The 2,545-nt window shown below is 65.1% G+C and carries 3 protein-coding genes; all 3 read left to right on the forward strand.

Features of this window, described 5'->3' with window-relative positions:
* On the forward strand, nucleotides 1-384 hold a 384-nt coding region (locus tag EN994_RS26780; RefSeq protein WP_164746224.1), incomplete at its 5' end, for a 4Fe-4S dicluster domain-containing protein.
* A 102-nt stretch (nucleotides 385-486) separates the two neighbouring features.
* On the forward strand, nucleotides 487-1,164 hold the full coding sequence (locus EN994_RS26785) for a FadR/GntR family transcriptional regulator (protein WP_063168202.1): 678 nt from the start codon (nucleotides 487-489) through the stop codon (nucleotides 1,162-1,164).
* On the forward strand, nucleotides 1,161-2,459 hold the full coding sequence (locus EN994_RS26790) for an MFS transporter (protein ID WP_063168201.1): 1,299 nt from the start codon (nucleotides 1,161-1,163) through the stop codon (nucleotides 2,457-2,459). The genes EN994_RS26785 and EN994_RS26790 overlap by 4 nt, the downstream gene beginning before the upstream one ends.
* Nucleotides 2,460-2,545: the final 86 nt, after the last annotated feature.

Below are 2,545 nucleotides of genomic sequence, written 5' to 3' on the forward strand. Positions count from 1 at the left end.
TTCCAGCAATGGGCGATGCGGGCGGAGGGGCTGAAACCGTCGCCGCTCGGCATCCTCATGCATCCGCGCTACGGGCTATGGCATGCCTACCGCGGTGTGCTGCTGTTTGACGACGAAATTCCAGTTCAAGTTGCCGAGGCAGCGCCCCACCTTTGCGATAGCTGCGCCGAGAAACCCTGCCTGAAATCCTGCCCGGTCGACGCCTATTCCGTGCAAGGATTCGCTTATCAATCCTGCCTGGCGCATGTGGGGGGAGCGAATGGCGAACCCTGCCGCAGCGGCGGTTGCCTCGATCGCAATGCGTGCCCCTATGGCACGGGGTATCGCTATCCGCCGGAGGTCCAGGCCTTTCACATGGCGAGCTTCGCACGGGCCACCAGCTGATCCGTTCCCATTGCATGGTGCTCGTTGGCTTCGATGAGCATCTTGACGGCAGCTAGAAGCAGGCCTATTCATCAAGTCATCTGATGACTTATGAATAGGCCTATGCAACCCGCCACCAGAACCAATCTCACCGACAGCGCCACCAGCAGCCTGCGTGCGGAGATCGTCAGCGGCCGCTGGGGCGTCGGCGAGCGCATTCCCAATGAGGCAGCCCTGACCGACCTTCTGTCGGTCAGCCGCGGCACGGTGCGCGAGGCGGTGCGGGTGCTGGTCTCGCAAGGATTGCTGGATACGCGCCAGGGCTCGGGCACATATGTGCGCTCTACCGTCGATGCCTCTGCCGCGCTCGACCGGGTCAAGCGCACCGGCCTGCGCGATCAGTGGGAGGCGCGGGCGGCGCTCGACCTGGAGGCGGCACGGCTCGCCGCCATGCGCCACACGCCAGCCGATCTTGAGACGATGCGGCAACTGCTTGCCGAACGCGGCACCGTCGCGGACGGCGGAAGCGATGCCTTCATCCGGCGCGATCTCGCTTTCCACAAATCGGTTGTCGCGGCGTCCGGCAACAAAGCGATGATGGAGCTCTACGACTTCTTCACCGCCGCCATCACCGAGACCATCCATGCCACCATCGACGGCGATCTGCCCGAACCGGACCACCAGGCGCATGCGGCTATCGTCGACGCCATTGCCGCGAGCAATCCCGAGCGCGCCGTTGCCGCCGTTCGCGCCTTCATGGCGCCGGTGCTTGCCCAACTTGAAAGACTGCTTTCGCAATGAACCAGAGTTTTCGTCAGCCTGACCCGACGGCGCAATCCGCCGCCATCGAGGGTCTGGAACTCATCGATGCCGAGGCCGACAGCCTGCCCGCGCCGCAGCCGCCTGAACTGCGCAGCCGTGCGGCGCGCATCGTGCTTGGCGCGAGCCTTGTGCTGATCGCCTTCAGCCTGCGGCCGCTGTTTTCCAGCCTGTCGGTACTGCTGCCCGAGGTGATGCAGGCAACCGGACTGTCGACGACGGGCGCCAGCCTGCTGACGACGCTGCCCGTTCTGTGCCTGGGTCTGTTCGCGCCCTTCGCGCCAAGACTTGCCCAGCGCTATGGAGCCGAGCGCACTTTGCTCGGGGCGCTCACCTTGCTGGTGCTGGGAACCGGCCTGCGCTGGTTCGGTACGGTTCCCCTGCTGTTTGTCGCCACCTTCCTTGCCGGCGGCGCCATTGCCATCGGCAATGTGCTGCTGCCGGGCCTGGTGAAGCGAGATTTCGCCGACAAGGCCGCCGTCATGACCGGGCTCTACACCATGGCGCTCTGTGCCGGCTCGGCGGCCGCCGCCGGCTTCACACTGCCGATCGAGCATTTTGTCACCGGTTCGTGGTCCGGGGCACTTGCTGCCTGGGCGGTGCCTACACTGGTCGTGCTTTTGATCTGGATTCCGCAGGCGCTGGGCAGCCGTCGGCAGGTCAGTCATCGGGGCTTTCGCGTCGTTGGTCTCTGGCGCGATCGCCTGGCCTGGCAGGTGACGCTGTTCATGGGCCTGCAGTCGGCACTTGCCTATTGCATCTTCGGTTGGCTGGCGCCGATCTTGCGCGAGCGTGGCTTCGATGCGGCCACCGCCGGCGCCATGGTTTCGGTGTCTGTCATGGCGCAAGTCATCACCTGCCTCGCCGTGCCATCCTTCGCGATGCGGCTGAAAGACCAGCGCGGCATCAATGTGGCGCTCGTTGCCACGGCGGTGATCGCGCTGCTCGGCATTCTGTTCGCACCGACCTCGACCGTGCTGTTCTGGGCGATCCTGCAAGGCATCGGGCAGGGCGGCCTGATCGCGGCTGCCATGAGCCTGATCGTGCTGCGTTCGCCGGATTCGCATGTCGCCGCGCATCTTTCAGGCATGGCGCAAGGCGTCGGCTATGTGTTGGCGGCATTCGGCCCGCTGCTGGTGGGCCTGATCCGCGACTGGACCGGCAGTTTTTCGGGAACGGCGTTCCTGTTCGTCGCGCTCGGGCTTGGCGTAGCCATTATGGGGCTCGGTGCCGGCCGCGCGCTGCATGTCGGTGCGCGGACGGTGCGAGAAGGCTAGCAATAGCGTCACGCAATCCCGCACGAAGTTTTGACTGCCATGCTCAGGGAGCGCCTTGCCGTATAGGCTTGCGCGGATATGTATCG

Source organism: Mesorhizobium sp. M7A.F.Ca.CA.002.09.1.1 (assembly GCF_003998555.1).
Taxonomy (GTDB): domain Bacteria; phylum Pseudomonadota; class Alphaproteobacteria; order Rhizobiales; family Rhizobiaceae; genus Mesorhizobium; species Mesorhizobium ciceri.